Annotated in this window: 17 protein-coding genes; 7 read left to right on the forward strand and 10 right to left on the reverse strand. The window is 62.7% G+C overall.

All coding sequences use genetic code 11. The annotated features are described in order from the left end of the window. The first annotated feature begins 20 nt into the window (after positions 1-20). On the forward strand, positions 21-638 hold the full coding sequence (locus tag LQ232_RS13625) for a MarC family protein (protein ID WP_230180893.1): 618 nt from the start codon (positions 21-23) through the stop codon (positions 636-638). 82 nt (positions 639-720) lie between these two features. Continuing rightward, positions 721-2,742: a diguanylate cyclase gene (locus tag LQ232_RS13630; RefSeq protein ID WP_230180894.1), complete on the forward strand. Its 2,022-nt coding sequence runs from the start codon at positions 721-723 to the stop codon at positions 2,740-2,742. Positions 2,743-2,758: 16 nt separating this feature from the next. On the opposite strand, the gene LQ232_RS13635 is transcribed toward LQ232_RS13630, so the two are convergent. From LQ232_RS13635 to LQ232_RS13645, 3 genes are read right to left on the reverse strand one after another with little or no spacing between them, the layout of a single operon-like run. Next, a complete protein-coding gene (locus LQ232_RS13635; RefSeq protein WP_230180895.1) occupies positions 2,759-3,157 on the reverse strand; it encodes a DUF2237 family protein in 399 nt (132 codons plus the stop codon). A gap of 9 nt (positions 3,158-3,166) precedes the next feature. Beyond that, positions 3,167-4,072 carry an SPFH domain-containing protein gene (locus LQ232_RS13640; RefSeq protein ID WP_230180896.1) on the reverse strand — a complete coding sequence of 302 codons (906 nt, stop codon included), beginning with the start codon at positions 4,070-4,072 and terminating at the stop codon, positions 3,167-3,169. 21 nt (positions 4,073-4,093) lie between these two features. Further along, complete coding sequence (locus LQ232_RS13645; protein WP_230180897.1) at positions 4,094-4,525, reverse strand: NfeD family protein; 432 nt, start codon at positions 4,523-4,525, stop codon at positions 4,094-4,096. A 129-nt stretch (positions 4,526-4,654) separates the two neighbouring features. Here LQ232_RS13645 and LQ232_RS13650 point away from each other — a divergent pair, with 129 nt between their 5' ends. Further along, entirely contained in the window at positions 4,655-6,925 is a 2,271-nt protein-coding gene (locus tag LQ232_RS13650; protein WP_230180898.1) for an arginine/lysine/ornithine decarboxylase, read from the forward strand. 3 nt (positions 6,926-6,928) lie between these two features. On the opposite strand, the gene LQ232_RS13655 is transcribed toward LQ232_RS13650, so the two are convergent. Both LQ232_RS13655 and LQ232_RS13660 read right to left on the reverse strand, forming a co-directional pair. Next, entirely contained in the window at positions 6,929-7,549 is a 621-nt protein-coding gene (locus tag LQ232_RS13655) for a sensor histidine kinase KdpD (RefSeq protein WP_230180899.1), read from the reverse strand. A gap of 17 nt (positions 7,550-7,566) precedes the next feature. Beyond that, complete coding sequence (locus tag LQ232_RS13660; protein ID WP_230180900.1) at positions 7,567-9,207, reverse strand: tetratricopeptide repeat protein; 1,641 nt, start codon at positions 9,205-9,207, stop codon at positions 7,567-7,569. Between the two features lie 145 nt (positions 9,208-9,352). On the opposite strand from LQ232_RS13660, the gene LQ232_RS13665 reads away from it, so the two are divergent. Genes LQ232_RS13665 through LQ232_RS13675 form a run of 3 tightly spaced genes read left to right on the forward strand, consistent with a single transcriptional unit; the run spans position 9,353 to position 11,999 of the window. Further along, positions 9,353-10,378: an ABC transporter substrate-binding protein gene (locus tag LQ232_RS13665; RefSeq protein ID WP_230180901.1), complete on the forward strand. Its 1,026-nt coding sequence runs from the start codon at positions 9,353-9,355 to the stop codon at positions 10,376-10,378. Between the two features lie 14 nt (positions 10,379-10,392). Continuing rightward, entirely contained in the window at positions 10,393-11,220 is an 828-nt protein-coding gene (locus tag LQ232_RS13670) for an ABC transporter ATP-binding protein (protein ID WP_230180902.1), read from the forward strand. A gap of 5 nt (positions 11,221-11,225) precedes the next feature. Continuing rightward, a complete protein-coding gene (locus tag LQ232_RS13675) occupies positions 11,226-11,999 on the forward strand; it encodes an ABC transporter permease (protein ID WP_230181597.1) in 774 nt (257 codons plus the stop codon). Positions 12,000-12,047: 48 nt separating this feature from the next. Here the strand turns inward: LQ232_RS13675 and dnaJ are convergent, their stop codons facing one another. The 4 genes from dnaJ to LQ232_RS13695 form a co-directional block, all read right to left on the reverse strand. Next, positions 12,048-13,199 carry a molecular chaperone DnaJ gene (dnaJ, locus tag LQ232_RS13680; protein ID WP_230180903.1) on the reverse strand — a complete coding sequence of 384 codons (1,152 nt, stop codon included), beginning with the start codon at positions 13,197-13,199 and terminating at the stop codon, positions 12,048-12,050. A gap of 93 nt (positions 13,200-13,292) precedes the next feature. Beyond that, on the reverse strand, positions 13,293-15,236 hold the full coding sequence (gene dnaK, locus LQ232_RS13685) for a molecular chaperone DnaK (protein ID WP_230180904.1): 1,944 nt from the start codon (positions 15,234-15,236) through the stop codon (positions 13,293-13,295). 129 nt (positions 15,237-15,365) lie between these two features. After that, positions 15,366-15,911 (reverse strand): nucleotide exchange factor GrpE, encoded by a 546-nt coding sequence (grpE, locus tag LQ232_RS13690; protein ID WP_230180905.1) that lies wholly within the window; start codon positions 15,909-15,911, stop codon positions 15,366-15,368. A 90-nt stretch (positions 15,912-16,001) separates the two neighbouring features. Continuing rightward, positions 16,002-16,403, reverse strand: coding sequence for an RNA-binding S4 domain-containing protein (locus LQ232_RS13695; RefSeq protein WP_230180906.1), 402 nt, complete (start codon positions 16,401-16,403; stop codon positions 16,002-16,004). A 106-nt stretch (positions 16,404-16,509) separates the two neighbouring features. Between LQ232_RS13695 and LQ232_RS13700 the strand changes: the two genes are divergently transcribed. Continuing rightward, complete coding sequence (locus tag LQ232_RS13700; protein ID WP_230180907.1) at positions 16,510-16,722, forward strand: hypothetical protein; 213 nt, start codon at positions 16,510-16,512, stop codon at positions 16,720-16,722. On the opposite strand, the gene mnmC is transcribed toward LQ232_RS13700, so the two are convergent. Further along, positions 16,714-18,609 carry an FAD-dependent 5-carboxymethylaminomethyl-2-thiouridine(34) oxidoreductase MnmC gene (gene mnmC / locus LQ232_RS13705; RefSeq protein ID WP_230180908.1) on the reverse strand — a complete coding sequence of 632 codons (1,896 nt, stop codon included), beginning with the start codon at positions 18,607-18,609 and terminating at the stop codon, positions 16,714-16,716. The genes LQ232_RS13700 and mnmC overlap by 9 nt on opposite strands. Positions 18,610-18,613 lie beyond the last annotated feature (4 nt).

An 18,613-nucleotide genomic window follows, 5' to 3' on the forward strand; every position in this document is an offset into this window, starting at 1 on the left:
GCCGGCGCACAATCGTTGGCATGAGCCACACGATCACGTCGGCGTTCATCTTGCTGCTCCTGGTGCTTGATCCCTTTGGCACTTTGCCGATCTTCATCTCGGTGATGCGCGGGGTGGCCCCGCAAAGGCGGGTCTGGGTGGCCTTGCGCGAGGCCTGCATGGCCTTTGGCGTGTTGCTGGCCTTCATGCTGGGCGGCCGCACCTTCCTGGCGCTGATGCGCCTGTCCGAGCGCTCGCTGGAAGTGGCCGGGGGCGTGATCTTGCTGCTGCTGTCCATCCGCATCATCTTTGCCTCGGGCCGCCGGTTGTTCGATGAAGAAGCCGCGCCGTCATCCACGGAGTCAGGTCGCGAGCCTTTTTTGTTCCCGATCGCCGTGCCCTTGTTGGCCGGCCCTTCGGCCATGGCCACGGTGCTGCTGCTCGCCTCGCGCCAACCCGCCCAGTTGGCCGAGTGGATCGCAGCCCTGGCCGCAGCCGTCGGCGTGTGTGCGGTCGTGCTGTTGGCCAGCCAACCCTTGCACCGCTGGCTGGGCGAGTCGGTCGTCACCGCGATTGAAAAGCTCATGGGCCTGGTGCTGTGCGCTATTGCGGTCGAGATGATCCTGGCCGGCATCAAGCACTATTTCTCTGCAGCGTGAGAAATTCCACAGTTTGCGATAAGGGTTTGCGCTAGGAAAGGGCCGAAGACGTCGATACTGGCCGGGCACTGGGAGAGTGGGCTTGTTGGGATCTGAATCGTTCATCTGGACATTGGCGGCTTTGCTTCTGCTGGTTTTGGGGGGTGCGCTCGGTCACGGACTGGCCTGGTTTGGCGTTCGCCGCCATCGCCAGCGCGGGGATGAGCAGTCAGCGGGGGTTCATGCCTTGCTGGCCCAGAGCGAGGCCAAACGGCAGTTCATATTCGAAACCGCCGATGTGAGCTTCTTCGAGGTGGATGTGCCGTCAGGCAAGGTGAGGGTGGATGGCCGCTTGCCGCAGACCTCACCGGACGCAGGCGTCGAGTCGCGCCTGTTCAGCCAACAGCAGTGGCGCGATTTGATCCACCCCGACGAGGTGGAGCAGGCTTGTGCACAGTTGAAGGACTACCTGAGTGGCACTTCGCCGCGCTACGAGTTGCGCTTTCGCTTCAAGGTGTCGGGTGATGACTGGCGCTGGGTGTTGTGCAAAGCCCGCATCGTTGCGCGTGACGCCCAGGGCCAGCCTGCCAAAGTGCATGGCAGCCTGATCGACGTTCACCAAAGCTGGCTGATGCGCCTGGCCCTGCACGAGGAGCGTGAGATGTTCGCCACGGGGCCCGTGGTCATGATCCGCGCGCAATATGCCCATGGCACCTCCAAATTCGTTTACGTGTCCACCAATGTGCGCAAGCTGTGGGGTTACGAGCCAGCGGCCTTGACCAGCCTGTCCAACACCATGTCCATCGTTCACCCGGACGACTCGCGGTTGCTGAAAGACCGCTTCGTCGAGGCCATGAACAGTGCGGATGAAATGCAGGTCGAGTTCGAAGCCCGGTTGCGCATGGCCGATGGCAGTTACCGCTGGCATCTGTACAACAGCACCATCGACCGTTCGCATTCCGAGCGACGTGGTTATTTCATCGACATCGACGCGCGCAAGCAAGCCGAGCTGGAAGCCGCCGTGCAGCGTCGGCGCCTTCATGAAATGGTGCAAGAACTGCGTGCTGCGCAGGACGAAGGCGTGGTGGTGCAAGAGGCCAGCGACATGTTGCACGCTGCCGACAACCTCGATGAGGCCTTCAGCATCATCCGCCAGGCTTGTGAGCGGCTGTTTCCGGGCTGGTCTGGGTGGCTGGCGGCCACTCAGCCTGGTGGCAACCAGTTGCAAATCGGTGCCTCTTGGGGGCGGGCGCCCTCACAGGCGGAGCAGCATTTCCTGGCCCGCGACTGCTGGGGCATGCGCCGTGGCAAGCCCCACGCCTTCAATGGGCATGACCACGGCGTGTGCTGCGTCCACCTGAAGAGCATCCCCCGTGAAGATCTTCGCCCCTATCTGTGCGTGCCCATGGTGGCCCATGGTGAAACGGTGGGCACGCTGCACCTGTTCAGCCAGCAGACCCGGGTGGCCGATGACCGCATGGCCGATGTCCAGGCTCGCGCTGTGCGGTTCGCCGAAACCCTGAAGCTGGCGCTGAGCAACCTGATGTTGCGCAATTCCTTGCACGACCAGGCCATGACCGACTCCCTGACCGGCCTGCACAACCGTCGCTTCATGGACGAATGCCTGGGCAACGAGCTGCAACGCGTGCGGCGTGACCATGGCGTGGTGTCATTGGCCATGATCGACATTGACCACTTCAAGCAGTTCAACGACAGCCGTGGCCATGATGCGGGCGATGTGGTCTTGAAGGCCGTCGCGGGTGTCCTGCTGGAATGCATCCGGGGCTATGACATTGCCTGCCGTTATGGCGGCGAGGAAATGGCCCTGGTGCTGCCAGGTTGCGAACAGGCCGATGCGGTGTTGCGCATGGAGCAAATCCGGCGGGCGATTGAGAACCTGGAAGTCCACCACGACGGGGTGCTGATGCCCAAGGTGACCATTTCGGCTGGCGTGGCGCAGGCCATTGGCGGCAACTCCGAAACGCTGATCCGTTGGGCCGACGAGGCCTTGTACCAAGCCAAACGCATGGGACGCAACCAGGTGCGGGTGTCCACCAAGACCGGGCTGGCGGTGGTGACCGACCTGGGCGAGCTGGATCCGCTGGAACAAGCCAACCGCGGCTGAATCAAAAAAAAGCGGGCTATTCGTCCAAAGGCCGGGCGGAGGCCAGGGCATGGGCGGTGAGGGCCTCCATGGGGATCACCTCCAGGGCCTGTTCATGCGTTGCCTCCAGCACCACAGGCGGCGCCATGCCGGCTTGCCAGGCCTCCAGCCAGCGGCTGGCGCACAGGCACCAACGATCGCCCGGCTTCAAGCCCGGAAAGCGCGCCTCGGGGATGGCCGTGCTCAGGTCATTGCCCTGGGCGGCCGAGAAGGCCAGGAACTCCGCCGTCACCTTGACGCAGACCACGTGCAGACCGACATCATCGCGTCGCGTGCGGCAGCAACCGTCCCGGAAAAAACCGGTCACGGGCGCGTATGAGCAGCCCCGCAGGGGGCCACCCAGAACATTGCGGGCGCTGGCGATGTCAATGGCCATGATCGATGGTCAGTTGCTGCGTTTCATCAGAGTCATCGCGGTACCGATCAAGGCGGAGACCTCGCTCATGTTGCCGGGCACGATCATCGTGTTGTTCTTCTGGGCCAACTGAGCATAAGCCTCAACGGCTTTCTCGGCCACCTTCAGGTTCACGGCGTCTTGCCCACCAGGTTGCTGGATGGCCGCAGCGATCTTGCGGATGGCGTCGGCGGTGGCATCGGCCACGGCGGTGATGGCGGCTGCTTCACCTTGCGCCTTGTTGATCTCGGCCTGCTTTTCGCCTTCAGATCTGGCAATGAAAGCTTCGCGCTCGCCTGTGGCGATGTTGATCTGCTCTTGACGGCGCCCCTCGGAGGCAGCGATCAAGGCACGCTTTTCACGCTCGGCCGTGATCTGGGCCTGCATGCTGCGCAGGATCTCGACCGGTGGTGTCAGGTCCTTGATTTCGTAGCGCAAGACCTTCACGCCCCAGTTCAAGGCGGCTTCGTCCAGCGCATTGACCACGGCGGTATTGATCACGGCGCGCTCTTCAAAGGTCTTGTCCAGCTCCATGCGGCCCACCACCGAACGCAAGGTGGTTTGCGCTAATTGGGTGATGGCCACCACGTAGTTCGAGGCGCCATAACTGGCCCGCATCGGGTCGGTCACCTGGAAGTACAAGATGCCGTCCACCTGCAACTGCGTGTTGTCCTTGGTGATGCAAACCTGGCTGGGCACGTCCAGCGCGATTTCCTTGAGCGAGTGCTTGTAGCCCACCACGTCGACGAAGGGCAGCACCACGTTCAGGCCGGGTGTGAGGGTGGCGTGGTATTTGCCCAGTCGCTCCAGCACCCAGGCATTTTGCTGGGGCACCACCTTGACCGACTTGGCCACAAAGATCACGGCCAGAACCAGGATGACGAGGGCGAATTCCATGTGCAGGGGCTTTCGGTTGGTTCAAATCTTGGCAAGGACCAGGGTGTTGCCTTCAACAGCCTGAATGCGGTGCGCGCCAGGCTGGGCGGGTGGGGTGCCCAGGTAGCGGGCGTCCCACTCGGCGCCGCGGTAGTGAACGCGGGCACGGCCGTCAGGAGACCACTGCGCCACTTCCACCGTCTGGCCCAGATCCAGGTGCAAGTCGGGGTTGGCGCGGCCTTCGCTTTGGGCTTGGTCGCGGCTGCGTTGCCGCTTGAGGTGCCAGCCCAGCGCGGCCACGCCGCCCACCGCGCCGGCCATCAGCATCTGGGTGGACAGGGGATGGCCCAGTTGGGCACTGATCGCCGCCGCCGCTGCGCCCAGGGCGAGCATCAGCAGGTAAAACGTGCCAGTCAACAACTCCAGCCCGACGATCACGCCGGCCGCAATCCACCACAGTGTTGTCTCACTCATGGGCGCAGTGTACGGCGCCTGTGGCGGTTTTCATGCGACTGTCATCCACAGTGCCCGCAGAAGTCCTACACTTCGCGCTTTCGCGTTTTTCCGGGCGCCCGCCCGACTTTGCCCACAGGGGTCTTGGCTATGCTGCGTTTCCGTTTTCCCATCGTCATCATCGACGAAGACTTCCGCTCCGAGAACACCTCGGGACTGGGCATCCGCGCCCTGGCCGACGCCATCGTGAAAGAGGGCTTCGAAGTGCTGGGCGTGACCAACTACGGTGACCTGTCGCAGTTCGCGCAGCAGCAAAGTCGGGCCAGCGCCTTCATCTTGTCGATCGACGACGAAGAGTTTGGCGCAGGCTCCAAAGGCGAGGTCGATTCGGCCCTCAAGGTTTTGCGCGCATTCGTGAGCGAGATCCGCTTCAAGAACGCCGACATCCCCATCTACCTGTATGGCGAAACGCGCACCTCGCAGCACATCCCCAACGACATCCTGCGCGAGTTGCACGGCTTCATCCACATGTTCGAGGAGACGCCCGAGTTCCTCGCGCGCCACGTGATCCGCGAGGCCAAGAGCTACCTGGACTCCCTGGCGCCGCCTTTCTTCAAGGCGCTGATGGACTATGCGCAAGATGGCTCCTACTCCTGGCACTGCCCCGGGCATTCCGGCGGCGTGGCCTTCTTGAAGAGCCCCGTGGGGCAGATGTTCCACCAGTTCTATGGCGAGAACATGCTGCGTGCCGACGTGTGCAACGCAGTCGAAGAACTTGGCCAACTGCTGGACCACACTGGCCCCGTGGCTGCGTCCGAGCGCAACGCCGCACGCATCTTCAACGCCGACCACTGCTATTTCGTCACCAACGGCACGTCCACCTCCAACAAGATGGTGTGGCACCACACGGTGGCGCCGGGCGATGTGGTGCTGGTTGACCGCAACTGCCACAAGTCCATCCTCCACGCGATCATCATGACCGGGGCCATCCCTGTGTTCCTGACGCCCACGCGCAACCACTTCGGCCTGATCGGTCCGATCCCGCAGAGCGAGTTCACCAAGGCTTCGATTGAGAAGAAGATCAAGGCCCACCCGCTGCTCAAGGGCGTGGACCCGAAGAAGGTCAAGCCGCGCATCCTGACGATCACGCAGAGCACCTACGACGGCGTGCTCTACAACACCGAGACCATCAAGGGCATGCTTGACGGCTGGATCGACAACATCCACTTCGACGAAGCCTGGTTGCCACACGCCGCCTTCCACAGCTTTTATGGCGAGTTCCATGCCATGGGCAAGGACCGCGTGCGCCCCAAGCAGGCCGTGGTCTACGCCACCCAATCCACGCACAAGCTGCTGGCCGGCATCAGCCAGGCCTCGCAAGTGCTGGTGCAGGACGCGCAGAACACCAAGCTGGACACGCACCTCTTCAATGAGGCCTACCTGATGCACACCTCCACCAGCCCGCAATACGCCATCATCGCCTCGTGCGATGTGGCCGCGGCCATGATGGAGCCGCCCGGCGGCACGGCCCTGGTCGAAGAAAGCCTGAAAGAAGCGCTGGATTTCCGCCGCGCCATGCGCAAGGTGGACAAGGAGTTCGGCAAGGACTGGTGGTTCAAGGTTTGGGGCCCCGACAAGCTCACCAAGGACGACGTGGGCTCACCCGACGACTGGATGCTCAAGGGCAATGCCAAGTGGCACGGCTTTGGCGACCTGGCCGATGGCTTCAACATGCTCGACCCCATCAAGTCGACCATCGTGAACCCGGGCCTGGACTTGTCGGGCAAATTCGCCGACACCGGCATTCCCGCCAGCATCGTCACCAAGTACCTGGCCGAGCACGGCGTGGTGGTCGAGAAGACCGGCTTGTATTCGTTCTTCATCATGTTCACCATCGGCATCACCAAGGGCCGTTGGAACACACTGTTGACTGCTTTGCAGCAGTTCAAGGACGACTACGACAAGAACCAGCCCATGTGGCGTGTGCTGCCCGAGTTCTGCGCCAAGTTCCCGATCTATGAACGCATGGGCCTGCGTGATCTTTGCCAGCGCATCCACGAGATGTACGCCAAGAGCGACATCGCGCGCCTGACCACCGAGATGTACCTGTCGGACCTGCAGCCTGCGATGAAGCCCAGCGAGGCCTTTGCCTACATCGCGCACCGCAAGACCGAGCGCGTTGAAATCGAGCAGTTGGAAGGCCGTGTCACGACCGCCTTGCTGACGCCTTACCCGCCCGGCATCCCCTTGCTGATCCCGGGTGAGCGCTTCAACAAGAAGATCGTGGACTACCTGCGCTTTGCCCGCGACTTCAACAGCATGTTCCCCGGCTTCACCACCGATGTGCATGGCCTTGTGGCGCAGGTGAACGAGTTTGGCGAGCTGTGCTACTACGTTGACTGCGTCAAGGGCGAGGCCTGAGCCTCAAGGTAGCCAAAGCTCGAAACTGGCGCCGCCTTGCGGGCGGTTGACCAGCGCGACCCGGCCTTCGCGGCCGTTGCAGCGGTGGGCTTTGGCCACGGCCTCGCACAGGGCGGTGCCCAGGCCGGTGGACTGGTCGGAGGGATCGATGGCGCCCAGGCCGGGGCCATCGTCCTCGATGCTCAGCACCAGGTAATCGTCTTGCTGGCGCGCGCTCAGCACCACATGCTGCTTGCTGAAGCGCATGGCGTTGTGCAAGGCCGCTTCCAGGGCCATGTAGACCAAGCGCCGGTCGAGGTACCAAAATGAAGGCATGGCCTGCGCATCGCCCAAGCTCACCTTGGGGGTGCCCGGCGTGATGAGGCGCTTCAGCGCGGCGATGTGTTGCAACGATTTGAGCATGTCCAGCGGTGACTCGTCTTCGCTGTGCACCTTCAGGCCATCGCCCGCGCCATACACGGTCAGGAACTGCACGAACTGCCGGCGCAGCTCGGTGCAATGCACGTAGGCACTTTGTGCCAGGCCGGGGTCCGGCTGGTCGATCAAGGCTTCCAGCTCGCTCTCGAGGGCGCCCAGCGCATTCTTCAAATCATGCGCGATGAGGGCAAAAGAAGCGGTTTCCATCGTGTTCTTGTTCAGGCTCAGTGGGCAGCCGAGGCAGGTTCCATGCTGGCCAAGGTCTCTCGGAAATAGCGTTTCATCATGGTCACGCGGTCATTGGCGGGCAGCAGCTGTTCCAGGCGGTTGAGGTACAAGCGGACACGCTCCACCATGGCCTGGTTGTATTCCTTCTTCAGCCGCAGGGCCATGCAATTGATCTGGGCCGCCTGCAGCAACACGCCAGTGTTCTCGGGGTAGTCGCGCACCGCGGTTTCAATCGCCGTCACGGCCTCGTCGATCTGGCTGTCGCGCAGCAATTTGCGGGCGTCTTGCACGCGGGTCTGCATGGCAGCCGATGCGGTGTTGATGATGCGGTCGACCTTGTCTTCGTGCCCTGTCTCGCGCAGTGCATTGCCGATCATCTGCTTGGTTTTGGGGTTCTCGTGGTCCGAGCTGACGGCGGTGGCCAGCAAGGCCAGGCCTTCTTCCTCGTGCCCGGCCATCAGCTCGGCCTTGGCCAGGGCAATGGTGGCAAAGTCGGCCTTGCCCTTGCGCAGGGTTTCGCGGGCGCGCTTGAGGGTTTTTTCAGCCTCGTCTGGCGTGCCCGCCTTGACCTGGGCCTGAACCTGGATGGCCAGGGCCACGCTGCCAAAGGCCGGCAGGTTGCGGTACAGGGTGTTGCCTTCAGCCAGCAGTTTCAAAGCTTCGGCTGATTCACCCAGATCGACCATGGCCTGGGCCAGCAACAAGGTGTCCTGAGGCTGGGCGATCACCGATCCGCGGGTGGCTTTGGCCACTTTTTGCATGCATTCCTTGGCGGTGTCCAGGTCGCCATTGCGGTAGGCGCTTTCGCCCAGCAGTCGTTGACGGCGGGCTGAGGGCACCACGGTGGCGGCATCGCGCAATACCCACATGGCGCCTTGCGCGTCGCCCTGGGCGTCCATCGATTCGGCCACCACGTCATAGGCGGCCACGTTCTTTTCCCCTTCGGGGGTCTGGATGATGTCTTGCGCCAATTGCCTGGCCTGGTCGAATTGCCCAGCCGCCTTGTGCGCCCGCGCCAGGCCCAATTGCGCCCAGGCCAGGTTGGCGCGCTTGTCCAGCGCCTGGCGGTAGGTTTGCTTGGCTTCTTCGTGCTTGCCCAGTTGCAGCAGGGTTTTGCCCTTGATCTGCAGGGCGGCCATGGTCCAGCGGTTCTCGGCCTTCAGGATCTGATCGCAAGCCTGCACCGCGCCGAGAAGGTCCTCTTTGGCAAGTTTCTGGGTGATGGGCAGCAGGGCATCGCGCTTTTCAAGCAAGGCCTTCAAGCGGTCTTCGATGTGGCTGGCGGTGATCGGCTTGAGCAGGTAGGCGTCCGGGTGGTGCTCCGTGGCGGCGGCCACCGAGGCATAGGCGCTTTCTGCGGTCACCATGAAGAACAGGCAGTCCACGGGCAGCAGGTTGCTGTCGCGCAGGTGCTCGAACAGTTGCTGGCCGTCGGTTTTCTGGTTCAGGTTGTAGTCACACAGGATGAGGTTGTAGCGGCGGCTCTTGATCAGGCGCGCGGCGTCTTCCGCGTTGGCCGCCACATCGACCCGGGTGATGCCCAGCTGGCCCAACTGACCACGCAAGGTGGTCTGTTGCACCGACATGTCATCAATGACAAGGGCCTGGAGGTTTGAAAACTGAGTTTGAGTTGCCATGAAAAATCACCCGCATCCTGTGGCTGAACCACGCTGTATTTCGCATTTCGGCATTTGAGTGGCATTACTTGAGGCTTGCGCACGCGCTGTGCACAGTTCTTGCGTAGCCAGGGCATGCCCTTTTGCCATCGTGGAGTTCTGTGAAATGACTTTGTCCAAGCTGTTCCGTCGTGTCCTCCTGCTCCAGATCGCTGGCGTGAGCCTGTGCCATGCCGCCACCCCCATCAAATTCCAACTCGATTGGCGCTTCGAGGGGCCTGCTGCCTTGTTCTTGCAGCCAGTGGCCAAGGGGTACTTCAAACAAGCAGGCCTGGACGTGAGCGTGGATGCCGGCAACGGGTCGGGCGGAACGGTCACCCGGGTGGCATCAGGCTCTTATGACCTGGGCTTTGCCGACATGGCCGCGCTGATGGAGTTCCACGCCAACAACCCGGATGCGCCGAACAAACCAGTGGCCATCATGATGGTTTACAACAACACGCCAGCCGCCGCGTTTGCCCTCAAGACATCGGGCATCAAAGCGCCGGCCGACTTGGCAGGCAAGAAACTGGGCGCCCCGGTGTTCGACGCTGGCCGCAAGGCCTGGCCCATCTTTGCCAAAGCCAACAAGGTGGGGGCGGTGACCTGGACCAGCATGGACCCGGCCTTGCGCGAAACCATGCTGGTGCGTGGCGATGTCGATGCCATCACCGGTTTTTCATTCACGTCCATGCTGAACCTGGAAGCGCGGGGCGTCAAGCCTCAGGACATCGTGGTGCTGCCCTATTCGCAATATGGGGTGAAGTTGTACGGCAACGCCATCATCGCCTCGCCGCGCATCCTGAAAGAGAACCCCGAGGCGGTGAAGGCGTTTTTGCTGGCGTTCACCAAAGGCATCAAGGACGTGCTGGCCAACCCCGACGCCAGCATCGAGGCGGTCAAGGCCCGCGACGGCATCATCAATGTCGAGGTTGAAAAGCGCCGGCTCAAGATGGCCATCGACCAGGTGGTGAACAGCCCGGATGCGCGTGCCGAGGGCTTTGGCCAGGTGAAGTTGCCGCGCCTGTCCTTGATGGCCTCTCAGGTGGCCGACGCCTACAGCACCAAATCACGTGTGAACCCCGACGCCGTCTGGACCTCCGCCTACTTGCCATCCAGCGCCGAGCTGAATGTGCTGCCTGCCAAGAAGTGAGCGAGCCATCCACGATGAGCGCCTTTGTCGATTTCAAAAACGTCTGGCTGGCTTACAACGAAGCGCTTCTGGCGCAGCAGCAATTCGCGGTGGAAGACGTCAGCCTGCGCATCCGCGAAGGCGAGTTCGTGGCCATCGTGGGCCCCTCGGGCTGTGGCAAATCCACTTTCATGAAATTGACCACTGGCCTGAAGATGCCCTCGCGCGGCAGCATCACCATCGGTGGCCAGCCCGTGACCGGCCCCTTAAAGATCACTGGCATGGCGTTTCAAGCGCCATCGCTGCTGCCTTGGCGGACCACCGTGGACAACGTGCTGTTGCCGCTGGAGATCGTCGAACCCTACCGCTCCAGCTTCCGCGCCAAGCGGACCGAGTACGAAGCCAAGGCCCGGGCCTTGCTGCAAAGCGTGGGTTTGGGCGGCTACGAAGACAAATTTCCCTGGCAGTTGTCGGGAGGCATGCAGCAGCGCGCCAGCATCTGCAGGGCCCTCATCCACGAGCCCAAGATGCTGCTGCTGGATGAGCCCTTTGGCGCCCTGGATGCGTTCACGCGCGAAGAGCTGTGGTGTGCCTTGCGCGACCTGCAAGCACAGCGTGGCTTCAATGTCATCCTGGTGACCCACGACTTGCGTGAAGCCGTGTTCCTGGCCGACACGGTGTACGTGATGAGCCGCAGCCCCGGCCGCATCCTGGCCAAGCGCGAGATCGAGTTGCCTCGCCCACGCGACCTGGAGGTGACCTACACGCCGGAGTTCACCAACACAGTGCACGAGTTGCGCGCGCACATTGGTGCCATGCGCAAGCCTGCCTCCATGGCAGCCTCACCGGAGGTTGCGCCATGACGGCCATGGTCTTGACCTCATCGCAGCGTGAGCGCTGGGCGCCCTGGGGCCTGTTGCTGATCATTTTTCTGCTGTGGCAGGCGGTCTGCTCGGCCTTCTCGGTGTCCGAGTACATTTTCCCCAGCCCCGTGCGCATTGCCCAGCAGTTGCTCGAGTTCCACGCCGAGATCCTGAAACATGCCTGGCGCACCTTCTGGGTGACGATGGTGGGGTTTGGCATCGCCATCGTGGTGGGCGTGCTGCTGGGCTTCCTGGTGGGCAGCTCGCGCCTGGCTTATTCGGCGATCTACCCGCTGATGACGGCTTTCAATGCGCTGCCCAAGGCGGCCTTCATCCCAATCCTGGTAGTGTGGTTCGGCATTGGCGTGGGGCCCGCGGTGTTGACGGCGTTCCTGATCAGTTTTTTCCCGATCATGGTCAACATCGCGACGGGCCTGGCCACGTTGGAGCCGGAGCTGGAAGACGTGTTGCGGGTGCTGGGCGCGCGCCGTTGGGATGTCCTGGTCAAGGTGGGCCTGCCACGCTCCATGCCGTACTTCTATGGCTCGCTGAAGGTGGCCATCACCTTGGCTTTCGTGGGCACCACCGTGTCCGAGATGACGGCCTCGAACGAAGGCATCGGCTACCTGTTGATCTCGGCCGGATCGTCCATGCAGATGGGTCTTGCGTTTGGCGGGCTGATGGTGGTGGGGGCGATGGCCATGGCCATGTACGAGCTATTTTCGGTGATAGAAAAGCGCACCACGGCGTGGGCGCACCGCAGCAGCCAGAACCACTGAGCCATTGAAAAAGGCACCCGAGGGTGCCTTGGTTTGCTTTGCTTCACGTCACTTGAAGATGTTCTTCACCCGATCGGTCCAGCTTTTGCTGTTGGGTGAGTGCTTCTCGCCGCCTTTTTTGAAGGACTCGTCCAGCTCCTTCAGCAGCTTGCGCTGGTGCTCGGTCAGCTTGACGGGTGTCTCGACCGCGATGTGGCAGTACAGGTCGCCCGGGTAGCTGGCCCGGATGCCCTTGATGCCCTTGCCGCGCAGGCGGAAGGTCTTGCCGTGCTGCGTGCCTTCGGGGATGTCGATCTCGGCCTTGCCGCCCAGCGTGGGCACCTCGATCGAACCGCCCAGGGCTGCAGAGGTCAGCGGGATCGGCACATTGCAGTGCAGGTCGTCGCCATCGCGCTCGAAGATCTCGTGCTGCTTGATACGGATCTCGATGTACAGGTCACCAGCCGGGCCGCCATTGGTGCCAGGCTCGCCATTGCCGGCCGAGCGGATGCGCATGCCTTCGTTGATGCCCGCCGGGATCTTGACTTCCAGCGTCTTGGTCTTCTTGACACGGCCTTGGCCGTTGCAAGTGACGCAAGGCTCGGGGATGACCTTGCCGGTGCCCTGGCAGTGCGGGCAGGTTTGCTGCACGCTGAAAAAGCCCTGGCGCATGTGCACATTGCCCGCGCCATTGCAGGTGGGGCAGGTCTTGGCGCTGGTGCCGGGTTTGGCGCCGGTGCCGCTGCAGGTGACGCAGTCTTCCCAACTGGGGATGCGGATCTGTGTGTCCTTGCCACTGGCGGCTTCCTCCAGCGTGATCTCCATCGCGTAGGACAGGTCGCTGCCGCGATAGACCTGAGGTCCGCCGCCGCGCCGTCCGCCACCTTGGCCACCCTGGCCGAAGATGTCGCCAAAGATGTCGCCGAAGGCATCGGCGAAGCCGCCAAAGCCTTCCGCGCCCGGTCCGCCACGTCCGCCACCCATGTTGGGGTCCACGCCCGCATGGCCAAACTGGTCGTAGGCCGCGCGCTTCTTGGCGTCCGAGAGCATCTCGTAGGCCTCCTTGGCCTCCTTGAACTTGTTCTCGGCGTCCTTGGTCTTGTCCCCCTGATTGCGGTCAGGGTGATATTTCATGGCCAGCTTGCGGTAGGCCTTCTTGATGTCTTCCTCGGAGGCGCCTTTGGCGAGTCCCAGAACTTCGTAGTAATCGCGTTTCGCCATGATGCTTTCAGGCTGCTGCTGTGAGTGACAAGGGGCACAGGGGTGCGAGATTGTCTCTCACACGACTGTGCCCCGGTATCGCGACGAGCGGCGTCAGTCTTTCTTGACTTCCTTGAACTCGGCGTCCACGACATTGTCGTCGGCAGGCTGGGCTTCGGAACCACCACCTTCGGCCGCGCCACCTGGCGCTGCGCCTGCGGCACCCTGGGCGGCCTGCATGTCGGCATACATCTTCTCGCCCAGCTTCTGGCTGGCGGTCATCAGGGCGTTGGTCTTGGCCTCGATGTCGTCCTTGTCGTCGCCCTTGATGGCTTCGTCAACTTCCTTGATCGCGGCTTCGATCTTTTCCTTTTCAGCGGCGTCCAGCTTGTCGCCGTACTCCGTCAGCGACTTGCGCACGCTGTGAACCATGGCATCGCCTTGGTTCTTGGCCTGCACCAGTTCGACCTTCTTCTTGTCGTCAACGGCGTTCAGCTCGGCATCCTTCACCATCTTCTGGATTTCGTCCTCGGTCAGGCCCGAGTTCGCCTTGATGGTGATCTTGTTTTCCTTGCCGGTGCCCTTGTCCTTGGCGCCCACGTGCAGGATGCCGTTGGCGTCAATGTCGAAGGACACTTCAATTTGCGGCGTGCCACGCGGTGCGGGCGGGATGCCTTCGAGGTTGAACTCGCCCAGCATCTTGTTGCCCGAAGCCAGCTCGCGCTCGCCCTGGAACACCTTGATGGTCACGGCAGGCTGGCTGTCTTCGGCGGTCGAGAAGGTTTGAGCAAACTTGGTCGGGATGGTCGTGTTCTTGGCGATCATCTTGGTCATCACGCCGCCCATGGTCTCGATGCCCAGCGACAGCGGAGTCACGTCCAGCAGCAGCACGTCGGTGCGATCACCGGCCAGCACCTGGCCTTGGATGGCAGCGCCCACGGCCACCGCTTCGTCGGGGTTCACGTCCTTGCGTGGATCCTTGCCGAAGAACTCCTTGACCTTCTCTTGCACCTTGGGCATGCGGGTCATGCCGCCGACCAGGATCACGTCATGGATGTCGGCCACGTTCACACCGGCGTCCTTGATGGCGGTGCGGCAAGGCGCGATCGTGCGTTCGATCAGCTCATCGACCAGCGACTCCAGCTTTGCGCGGGTCAGCTTGATGTTCAGGTGCTTGGGGCCGGAGGCATCTGCCGTGATGTAGGGCAGGTTGACGTCGGTCTGCGAGCTGTTCGACAACTCGATCTTGGCCTTTTCAGCGGCTTCCTTCAGGCGTTGCAGGGCCAGCACGTCCTTGGTCAGGTCGACGCCTTGTTCCTTCTTGAACTCGGCCACGATGAAGTCGATGATGCGCTGGTCGAAGTCTTCACCGCCCAGGAAGGTGTCGCCGTTGGTCGACAGCACTTCGAACTGCTTTTCGCCGTCCACGTCGGCGATTTCGATGATGGACACGTCAAACGTGCCGCCGCCCAAGTCGTACACGGCAATCTTGCGGTCACCGGTGCTGGTCTTGTCCAGGCCGAAGGCCAGGGCAGCCGCCGTGGGTTCATTGATGATGCGCTTGACGTCCAGGCCGGCGATGCGGCCGGCGTCCTTCGTGGCTTGGCGCTGTGCGTCGTTGAAATACGCGGGCACCGTGATGACGGCCTCGGTCACTTCTTCGCCGAGGTAATCTTCGGCGGTCTTCTTCATCTTGCGCAGGATGTCAGCGCTGATCTGGGGCGGGGCCATCTTCTTGCCGCGCACTTCCACCCAGGCGTCGCCGTTGTCGGCGGCCGTGATGGTGTAGGGCATCAGTTCGATGTCCTTCTGGACTTCTTTTTCAGTGAACTTGCGACCAATCAGGCGCTTGACGGCGTACAGCGTGTTGCGCGGATTGGTGACGGCCTGGCGCTTGGCGGATGCGCCAACCAGCACTTCGCCGTCTTCTTGATAAGCGATGATCGACGGCGTGGTGCGGGCACCTTCGCTGTTCTCGATCACTTTAGGGGTGTTGCCTTCCATGATGGACACGCACGAGTTCGTGGTGCCCAAGTCAATACCGATGATCTTGCCCATGTTCTAGCTCCTTGGAAACTTCAAAATTCAGTTGTTCGTCATTTGCGTCTGTTGCGGGGAATTTCAAGGCCTTTGGGCGGTTTTTTAAGCGTTTTTTCGCTTTTTCGGCCGCCAGGCACCCAGACGTTTTTACTTTGGCGCGGCCACGGTGACCAAGGCCGGGCGCAGGACGCGGTCGTTGATCAGGTAACCCTTTTGCAGCACGCCCACCACGGTATTGGCTTCCTGGTCGGCGGGCACCATGCTGATGGCTTGATGCTGATGCGGATCAAACTTGGCGCCGTTGGCGGGGTTGATCTCGATCACCTTGTTGCGCTCCAGGGCCGCACCCAACTGGCGCAAGGTGGCCTGAACGCCCTCCATCACAGTTTCGATGGGCGTGTCGGGCTTGGACAGTTGCGTGGCGATGGCGGCTTCCAGGCTGTCCTTGACGGGCAACAGGCTATCGGCGAAGGATTCCACCGCGAACTTGCGCGCCTTGGAGATCTCTTCATCAGCACGACGGCGGGTGTTCTCGGCCTCGGCCTTGGCGCGCAGGTAAGCGTCCGACACTTCGGTGTGCTTGGCGTGCAGTTCGGCCAGTTGTTGCTCGATGCTGGACTCAAGCGGCTCGGCGGTGCCGGGGGCGGCATCGACCGGATCAAGGTTTTCGGCGTTCGCAGGCGTGTCGCTCATGGTGTTTATTGGAATTAATGAGGTGAGTCAATCAAAGCCCAGCAGATCTCGGGGCGGCGGACGGGGTTTCAAGACCCTTGCAAGAAATTTTTAATCGTCGACGCCAGCGCTCCAGCGGTTCCAGTCGGCCAATTGCCGCCGGTCGCGCTTGGTGGGGCGGCCTTGGTCAATGGCCAGGGCGGGGTCGGGTTGGGTGCGGCGCTCCTCGGCGTGGCGTTCGCGCCGGGCAATGCTGTCGGGCGTTTCTTCGTACATTGTCTGGGCCACGGGCGCACCGCCGCGAACGCTGCTGAGGGTTTTGACGATGACGGTGCGCACCAATGTGCCCTGGCGCAGGTCGATCCGGTCGCCGATCTTCAGCTCGCGCGAAGGCTTGGCCACGATCTCGTTGACCTGCACCCGGCCTTTGTCAATGTCGTCAGCGGCCAGGCTGCGCGTCTTGTAAAAGCGCGCGGCCCACAGCCATTTGTCCAGACGTAATTTGTCGCTCATGTCTCAAGTATTTTTCCAGCCTGCCAGTGTACCCACCTCGGCGCGCCAGGTTTTGCGACGACAATGTTGCCCAGCGGTGCCCACAGCGGGTGCCAGAGGACCAAAATTGGCAAAACCCAACTATCAGTTTGAAAAGCGTCAGCGCGAGCTGGCCAAGAAGAAGAAAAAAGAAGAAAAGATCCAGCAACGCCGCAGTGGCACGGGTGAGGCTGGTGCCCCCGACGCCGATCAAGACGCGGCCGAAGGCGAAGCCACGCCCGACAACGCCGAATCTGGCGACGACAACGGCGCGGCGCCTCAAGCCGAAGCCTCAGCCTGAGGTTTGCGCCCTGGCTTTGGCCCGCGTCACGATGCGGGCAGGGTCGAGCGCGTCGCGCAAAGCCGCCTCGACCGGGCACGGACTGCCCGTGACCCACGAGGCCAGCAATTCACCGGCCAGAGCCGCCCAGGTGATGCCTCTGGAGCCAAATCCTGTGATGACGTAAACCCCGCCGTGCTCATTGCACAGCCGGGGTATCAGCCGTGGTTGATCCAATCGGGGTGATTTTTGCCCGGGGATTGGCTGGGCGCTGTCTGCCAGGTTCAAGGGCAGCGCGCCCACATACGGCAGGCGATCGGGCGTGACGGCACGCCAGGCCACCCGACCTTGCAGGTCAGTTGACAGGGCCTTCTTGTCCAGCATCGACAAGCAGCCCAATTGCGTGGCTTGTTCCAGGTTGTGCGCGTGGTCGGCGGCACGCAAGCTTGGGTCCAGGTCATCAAGATCGCTGGTGGCGCCAAACAGCAAACGGCCGCCATGTGAAGGCAGGACATAGCCGGCGCCCGCCACCGGAATGGCCGGTGCCAAGACACCATCCTGCAAAGGCAGGCTGCTGATCTGGCCCCGCACGGGTGACACAGGCAGGGGTGCCGCCTGGGGCAAGGCCTTCAGCAAAGTGAGCGTGTCCACGGCGCTGGCCAGCACCACCACAGGGGCCTCGGCGATGATTTCCCCTCGGGTATCCAGCGCCTGCCAGGGCTTTTGGCCATGCGTGGCTGCTTGCAGTTGGTGCACGGCCTGCCCTGCCAGAAAAACCACATTGGCATGGGCTTGGGCATCGGCCAGCAGTGCTTGTGCGTAGCCAGCAGGCTCCAACCAGCCGCCCTGGCGAAACAGCCAGCCACCACTGGGCGCTGGAATGTGGGCCGTGGTACGGGCCTGTGCCTGGTCAAGCCATTGCACGTGCTCGACTGGCAGGCCCAGCCGATGGGCCTGCGACTTCGCCTGCGCCGCATCGGTCTGGGCGTCCAGCCTGAGCAGCCCTTGGCATGCGCCCGCAAATCGGCTCTGCGCCAACATGGGCGCAGCGACGGCCACTGTGCGCATGGCGGCGGCGCGGTGGGCTCGGGCGTGGGTGCCGTCCTCACCATGGATGATGCTGTGGAACAAGCCGCCCGGGTTGCCCGAGGCCCCTCGTGCCGGGGCCGCGTGGGCATCGATCAAGGTGATGCGCCAGCCTTGCCGTGCCAAGGCCCAAGCGGCGGCACAACCTGCCAGGCCTGCGCCGATGACCATGGCGTGCCTCTGCTTTGGCCCGATTGCCGTGGGCCGAAGACCACCGGGCAAAGGTGGTGGGGTGTGACGAGGCTCGAAGCGGAAGTTCATCCGATCCGTGGCAGGCGCCGCATGGATGCCCCCGGCTTTGAAGCCAGACTGGCGCAAGCCTTCAATCACCTGCGCGGATTCGCCGCAAGCAACGGCGGTGCATCCTGGGGCGGCCAGGCGTGCCAAACGCGACAGCCAGCCCTCATCGCCGTTGGGTGCCAAGGGGGCAGGGGGCACATCCTCCAACAAGAAGGCATCCACCCGTGCCACCATTTGAGGCACCAGATCGGCGGCTTCTCCCGCGGCCAGCAGCAAAGTGACCTGGCTGGCGGGGCCTTCATCGAACACCAGCGTGTGCATGCCGGGCGTCAACACGGGCCAGCTTTGGGCCAATCTGTCGGCCAAGGATGGCGTTTCAGAGAATTTGCTCAAGGGCAACTGCCGGGGCAGTTGAGCGGCCACGGCAATGTAGAACAGGCGCTGGCACCGGTTCGGATCGGCCCGCCAGGCGGCCCAGGTGTTCAAAAAACGCTGGCCCTGGCCAAAGCCGGCTTCCAGAATGACAAAGTTGTCCCGGTGTGCCCATTGGGCGGGCAGGGCGGCGCCTGCCAGAGCGGCCATCGGG

Origin of the sequence: Aquabacterium sp. CECT 9606, assembly GCF_918741295.1 — a bacterium.
Lineage (GTDB): Bacteria > Pseudomonadota > Gammaproteobacteria > Burkholderiales > Burkholderiaceae_C > Aquabacterium.

What these genes read in the sequence shown, in the direction of transcription:
- LQ232_RS13645 (WP_230180897.1), bottom strand. Translation starts at nt 4,525, where the DNA reads ATGAGTGAGACAACACTGTGGTGGATTGCGGCCGGCGTGATCGTCGGG.
- LQ232_RS13675 (WP_230181597.1), top strand. Translation starts at nt 11,226, where the DNA reads ATGGTCTTGACCTCATCGCAGCGTGAGCGCTGGGCGCCCTGGGGCCTG.
- LQ232_RS13640 (WP_230180896.1), bottom strand. Translation starts at nt 4,072, where the DNA reads ATGGAATTCGCCCTCGTCATCCTGGTTCTGGCCGTGATCTTTGTGGCC.
- mnmC (WP_230180908.1), bottom strand. Translation starts at nt 18,609, where the DNA reads ATGGCCGCTCTGGCAGGCGCCGCCCTGCCCGCCCAATGGGCACACCGG.
- LQ232_RS13655 (WP_230180899.1), bottom strand. Translation starts at nt 7,549, where the DNA reads ATGGAAACCGCTTCTTTTGCCCTCATCGCGCATGATTTGAAGAATGCG.
- grpE (WP_230180905.1), bottom strand. Translation starts at nt 15,911, where the DNA reads ATGAGCGACACGCCTGCGAACGCCGAAAACCTTGATCCGGTCGATGCC.
- LQ232_RS13625 (WP_230180893.1), top strand. Translation starts at nt 21, where the DNA reads ATGAGCCACACGATCACGTCGGCGTTCATCTTGCTGCTCCTGGTGCTT.
- dnaK (WP_230180904.1), bottom strand. Translation starts at nt 15,236, where the DNA reads ATGGGCAAGATCATCGGTATTGACTTGGGCACCACGAACTCGTGCGTG.
- LQ232_RS13660 (WP_230180900.1), bottom strand. Translation starts at nt 9,207, where the DNA reads ATGGCAACTCAAACTCAGTTTTCAAACCTCCAGGCCCTTGTCATTGAT.
- LQ232_RS13695 (WP_230180906.1), bottom strand. Translation starts at nt 16,403, where the DNA reads ATGAGCGACAAATTACGTCTGGACAAATGGCTGTGGGCCGCGCGCTTT.
- dnaJ (WP_230180903.1), bottom strand. Translation starts at nt 13,199, where the DNA reads ATGGCGAAACGCGATTACTACGAAGTTCTGGGACTCGCCAAAGGCGCC.
- LQ232_RS13665 (WP_230180901.1), top strand. Translation starts at nt 9,353, where the DNA reads ATGACTTTGTCCAAGCTGTTCCGTCGTGTCCTCCTGCTCCAGATCGCT.
- LQ232_RS13650 (WP_230180898.1), top strand. Translation starts at nt 4,655, where the DNA reads ATGCTGCGTTTCCGTTTTCCCATCGTCATCATCGACGAAGACTTCCGC.
- LQ232_RS13635 (WP_230180895.1), bottom strand. Translation starts at nt 3,157, where the DNA reads ATGGCCATTGACATCGCCAGCGCCCGCAATGTTCTGGGTGGCCCCCTG.
- LQ232_RS13670 (WP_230180902.1), top strand. Translation starts at nt 10,393, where the DNA reads ATGAGCGCCTTTGTCGATTTCAAAAACGTCTGGCTGGCTTACAACGAA.